We start from the raw sequence: 5,530 nt of genomic DNA on the forward strand, positions 1-5,530 counted from the left end.
TCAAACTTTTTGCACCATATGATCCCCTGTATAAAAACACATTTTTTTGCCATACTATTCCTGAAAACCATTGCCAACCATGCAAAGGAGGGGTATCATGGAACAAGAAGAAAAACAGGATTCTTTCTCTCAAAAAAAAAAGAATCCCTATAACGTATATTACGAAAATTACCTGGACACCAATGCCTGTACGGAATGTACAGGACTGATGCCAAGAATCGCCCGGGACAGAGAACAATGGAATGCTTTCCGCGATGTATTTGATTTCACCGCAAAGCCTCCTTCTGCCGAGGACGAACAGGATTGACTGAAACGGTATCACTATCCTCCGGTAATTTTTGTACCGGAGGATCATTATGAAAAATTTATCTGCTGCACTGCTCTGTACAGTCTTTCTCTTTTCCGCGGCCGGCTGCGGTATTCAGGATAGGCTTACGGATCTGGTCAATACCGGGGATCCCGAAGTTTCAGAGGAGCCTTCCCTTGCTCCCCGTGTATATATGGATGAAATCCGTGGAATTGTGAAAGATTTTACCGGAAATCATCTTCTCATTGTGAAGGACGAAACTGTTTATAATTTTGATGTATCACAGGCTGACCTGGAATGCCAGGGCGGAATTATTACCGGAGACACGATCAACGTTATCTATGAAGGCCGGCTGACCAGTACCGATACCAGTACGGTCAAAGCTCTTAAGGTAGTTGACGCCTACCACAACAAGACAGAACTGAAAGAAAAAAAGACCTACGGACAGGTACAGGGATTTACCGAAAATACGATCACTCTGAAATCCCGTTCCGGAAAAACCGCAACCTATCCTATCACAGGGACTGAACAATATTATCAGGGAGGAATCCGTGCAGGTTCATGGGTCTATCTTCATTTTCGAGGCAGCTTCGGAGAACCACTTTCCGACGATCCGAATCTGTTAAACGCCCGTCATCTGAAGGTTCTCAGTGTCTCTGACATAGATCCCATGAAAATACCAGAACCTACTCCTGCTCCTGCACCCCAGGATCAAAAAGAACAGCAGAAAGAACAACAGCTCCGCGGGATAATCCAGGGCATCAATATGAATATACTTCAGGTGGCTCCTGTTAATTCAGATACCGTACTGAATCTGGATATATCCTCCATTCCCTGCCATTTCAGCGGCGGGCTCTCTTCCGGCGCCCGTGTAAAGATCACATATACGGGTAAATTCAACGGAACCTCCACAGAGGGCATAAGCATCCTTGGAGTTACCGGAGAAATCCCGGAACCGCAGAAAAAAAGCGCTGTATCATTTACCGTATCCGGCGAGATTATCGGTTCCACGGCAAACACTGTCACCATATTAAGCTATGACGGAATTCCTCTGACCTTTCATACCGATACGGCAGTCAACAACTCTACCGGAGGACTTTTGACCGGAAGCAGTGTACGGCTTACCTTTAACCCTGCAGATTCCCGGGATTCCAACATTTATACCTGCACTAAGATCGAGGATGCCTGAATCGTTCCCTGATCGCTTTCTCCCCCTGACGGAGCCAATCGTCTACAGAAGAATCCTCTCCCAGTATCTTGCAAAAGGATTCATACTCTTCCAAAAGCCCTCTCCCATGAGGAACCATATAGGCACCGGCATCGCTCCCAAGAGCTGCCTGTGCCTTTTTTTGAAATGCAAGGCGAAGGCTTTCTTCCACGCTTTTGATAATGGGGGTGAGGATCTCATCTGCATACCGCCCGCAGCCCCTAAGATTCCGGACTGTCACAAGAGTAGGCACCCAGATTGTCTGACTGTCCGCCAGCATGGAAATACATTCCTCATCCATATAATTTCCATGCTCCAGAGAATCCACTCCTGCCTCCAGGGCTGCCTGTACTCCGTAAACACCATTGGTATGGCTCATCACTGCAAAACCTTCCTCATGGGCAATATGAACCATTTCTTTTACCTCTCTTCGGTCAAGAGGGGTCCCCGTTACTTTTCCCTGGTCGTTAAAATCCAGAAGCCCGGTCGTCATGATCTTAATAAAATCCGCTCCCTTTTCTGCTGCCTCCAACACCAGATCATGATATTCCTTCATATTGGAAAAGCCTTTTCCCACGATACTTCCATAATGACCTTCTTTATGAATCGCAAATACAGGAGTCCGGTAATCAATTCCGTATTCTGGTGCAATTTTTTTGGCCAGCAGGGAAACACCGCAGTTATCTCCTCCGTCCCGCACAAAAGAAATCCCGGCTTCCCGATAGGCTTCCAGACATTTTCTGACTGCTTTCTCCTCAGGTCTTTCTTTATGGCGTTCCACTGCCTGACGGTAATTGATCCCATCCATCAATACATGCGCATGACACTCGCCAAACATAATTTCTCCCCTCGTTATCTCTCAAAAAATCTACGTATCTGCTCCTCATCTGCCTTCACGGATCCCTGTACAAAAAACGGTCTTCCTCCGCCTCTGCCATTCAGAGCCATGTTCATTTCCTTTGTGAACTGGCGGAGATCTCCGTTCTTCTCACCTATGGCATATTTATAGCTTCCATCTGGATTTTTTGAAAAAACCGCACAGCAGCCGGCACATTTCTCCATGACCGCATCGGCCATCTTTCGCACACTGTCTCCATCCAGCCCTTCATGAAAAAGCAACACACTTCCAGCCCCTTCATATCTTGCCGCTTCTGTTTCACATAATTGCTGCGTAAGATGAAGGAGCTGCCCTTTCAGTCTGTAGTTCTCTTCCTGAAGCCTTTCCACAGCCTGAGCCGTTTCCCCGATCTTTGCAGAAAGCTTCACAGATACCTGACGGTTCTGTTCATGAATGCTGTTCAGATATTCCAGAACACGTTTTCCGCTGATCATCGTTACCCGGACACCTTCATGGAAATTTTCCACCGTAAGAATTTTCACCATACCAATCTCTCCTGTATGGGTTACATGAGTTCCACAGCAGGCACAGAGATCCGCACCGGGAAAACGAACCAGGCGAACCTTTCCGGTCAGTTCTTTTTTGCTCCGGTAAGGAAGCTGATCCAGTTCTTCTTTTTCCGGATAAAAGATCTCAACCGGACTGTTTTCCCATATTTTTCTGTTTGTTTCCGCTTCAATTTCCTCAAGCTGTTTTTTATCCAGAACACCGCTGAAATCAATAGTGATCACATCACTGCTCATATGAAATCCCACATTGTCATAACCATATTTTTCATGGACAAGCCCACTGACAATATGCTCGCCGGAATGCTGCTGCATCAGGTCAAATCTACGCGCCCAGTCAATTTCTCCCATCAGCTCCGTTCCCGGTTCAAAAGGCTTCTCGGTATAGTGGATCAGTTCTCCGTCTTTTTCCTGGACATCCTTTACCGGAACATCTCCCAGCACGCCAAGATCACAGGGCTGTCCTCCTCCTTCCGGATAAAAAGCACTCTGATCCAGCAGGATTTCATATCCTTTTTCACCTTTCCTGCATTCTTTTACCTGTGCAGGAAATATTTTTATATAAACATCTTCATAATACAGTCTTCTCGTTTCTACCATAACCCCGGCCTTCTTTCTGTTATTTTTCAGACATATAATCTTCTGCAGAACATTATAGCACAGGCTCCGAAATGTGAACACCCCCGCCGTTACGGGAAGATCCCCACAAAACACCTTACTTTCCCGATGAACCAGAAAGAGCGTCAGGGATCCCTGGATCCCTGGCGCCCTTCTGTTGGGTATTTTATATAATATTAAAAAGAAAGAGCATACTTTTCCACTGTTATCTCTGCCTCTCCCTCTGCCGAGAAAGAAATTCCTTCTGCACTCTGAGGTGTATAGACAGTAACAGTCGCTGTCTGGCTTCCATCGTTAATGAATATTTCCAGACTGAATCTGTCCATCAGACAGCGAAGAGTGATCTCGCCGTCCACTGGCTTCACTGAAATTTCCCTTGTATGGATAATATCATACTGAAGGCCGCTGTGACTCCGGTCAAGAGACAGAATCTCTTTTTCCGGATCATAGGAAACTAAAGTGTAATGTTCTGTATCCTGAGCAGTTTTTATGGAAAAATTCCTGAATCTTCCGTCCACCTTAAGGCGAACAGTCATATCAAGAACCCTTCCTGAAACTCCTTCCAGAGAAGTCTCCTGAAAAATTTTTATATTTTCATGAAGAACCTTCTGTCCCCTGAAAGCCTCCAGTTCCCGCACCGGCTTCTGGATCATTTTTCCTTCCTTGAGAGAAAGCTCTCTTGGAACTGTCATCTGTCCAAAATATTTCTGTCCTTTTGGAACAAATTTGGATGTACTCCAGGCCTGCATCCAGGCGATCATGATCCGGCGTCCGTCCGGCGCCTTCATAGTCTGAGGTGCATAAAAATCAATTCCACTGTCAATGGGAAGAACATCTTCCCGAACAAACTGATGAGTTTCCTTATCATAAGTTCCGGGAATATAAATGGTTCCATGGCCTACATGGAATTTCAGCCCGTCCGGCATCATTTCCATAGGACTTGCCATAAGTATATGTTTGCCGTCCAGTTCAAAGAAATCCGGACATTCCCACATCCAGCCCAGCTTTTTATCACTTCTGTCAATGACGCTGCAGAATTCCCAGCGGAACCCGTCTTTGCTCTGAAACAGAAGAATGGCGCTGTTCCCATCATCTGTGGCATTTGACGCAACTGCATAAAAAGTTCCGTCTTCTTCCTGCCATATCTTAGGATCACGGAAATCTACTTTGCTTCCGCCTTCCGGAACGACTGCTGTTGTAATAACAGGATTCTGTTCATATTTCTCATATTCCGTTCCATCACCAACGGCCATGCACTGTGTCTGATAATCCTTCTGACTTCCGTCCTCTTCCGTCACTCTTCCCACACCTGTATACATAAGCAGGTGACGGCCGTCCGGAAGTTCCAGAGCGCTTCCGGAAAAACATCCCGCATTGTCATAGTCCTGATCCGGAGCCATGACAACAGGTCTGCGTTCCCAGCGGATCAGATCTTTGCTTACCACATGTCCCCAGTGCATAGGCCCCCATTCGTTGGAATATGGATGATACTGATAGAACAAATGATACTCCCCTTTATAAAAGGAAAATCCATTGGGGTCATTGATCCATCCTGTGCCTCCTGTTACATGATAAAGAGGGCGTTCTTCCGGACTGATATCCTTCATGTGATCTTTTTCAAACTGTCTTGCACGCTGTAATAATTCACTTGTCATATCAGCATCCTGCCTTTCGCTTTTATTTTCAGATCGTATACTTCCGATCAGCCCTTAATTCCGGAAGATGCAATACCTTCCACATAATACTTCTGCATGAAGATGAACATAATGATCATCGGAATGGCAGAAACAACCAGCGCTGCCATGATCGCACTGTAATGTACCGGCTGAGTTCCAAAGAAGGACTGGACTGCAAGCTGGATAGTACGTTTGTCTTCGCCTGTCATAACAAGGAACGGCCACATAAAGTCATTCCAGTGTGCTACGAAGTCAAGGATAAAAAGGGCACTGAAAAAGTCTGATTCTAAAAAAGAATTGGGCTTTTTTATTATTTCC

5 protein-coding genes and 1 pseudogene are annotated in these 5,530 nt (G+C 45.9%); 2 read left to right on the forward strand and 4 right to left on the reverse strand.

The window, feature by feature from the left end:
- Nucleotides 1-97 precede the first annotated feature (97 nt).
- Together RDS42_RS11870 and RDS42_RS11875 are read left to right on the forward strand one after the other, a co-directional pair.
- Nucleotides 98-307 carry a hypothetical protein gene (locus tag RDS42_RS11870; protein ID WP_308783847.1) on the forward strand — a complete coding sequence of 70 codons (210 nt, stop codon included), beginning with the start codon at nucleotides 98-100 and terminating at the stop codon, nucleotides 305-307.
- A 49-nt stretch (nucleotides 308-356) separates the two neighbouring features.
- Nucleotides 357-1,496: a hypothetical protein gene (locus RDS42_RS11875; protein WP_308783848.1), complete on the forward strand. Its 1,140-nt coding sequence runs from the start codon at nucleotides 357-359 to the stop codon at nucleotides 1,494-1,496.
- Here RDS42_RS11875 and RDS42_RS11880 read toward each other — a convergent pair.
- From RDS42_RS11880 to RDS42_RS11895, 4 genes and pseudogenes are all read right to left on the reverse strand, one after another.
- Nucleotides 1,477-2,352 (reverse strand): Xaa-Pro dipeptidase, encoded by an 876-nt coding sequence (locus tag RDS42_RS11880; protein WP_308783849.1) that lies wholly within the window; start codon nucleotides 2,350-2,352, stop codon nucleotides 1,477-1,479. The genes RDS42_RS11875 and RDS42_RS11880 overlap by 20 nt on opposite strands.
- 14 nt (nucleotides 2,353-2,366) lie before the next feature.
- Complete coding sequence (locus RDS42_RS11885) at nucleotides 2,367-3,518, reverse strand: alanine--tRNA ligase-related protein (RefSeq protein ID WP_308783850.1); 1,152 nt, start codon at nucleotides 3,516-3,518, stop codon at nucleotides 2,367-2,369.
- 194 nt (nucleotides 3,519-3,712) lie between these two features.
- Nucleotides 3,713-5,191, reverse strand: coding sequence for a glycoside hydrolase family 32 protein (locus tag RDS42_RS11890; protein ID WP_308783851.1), 1,479 nt, complete (start codon nucleotides 5,189-5,191; stop codon nucleotides 3,713-3,715).
- Nucleotides 5,192-5,238: 47 nt separating this feature from the next.
- Nucleotides 5,239-5,530: pseudogene (locus RDS42_RS11895) on the reverse strand (carbohydrate ABC transporter permease); the annotation flags it as partial.

The organism is uncultured Blautia sp. (genome assembly GCF_902497045.1).
GTDB lineage: Bacteria > Bacillota > Clostridia > Lachnospirales > Lachnospiraceae > Blautia_A.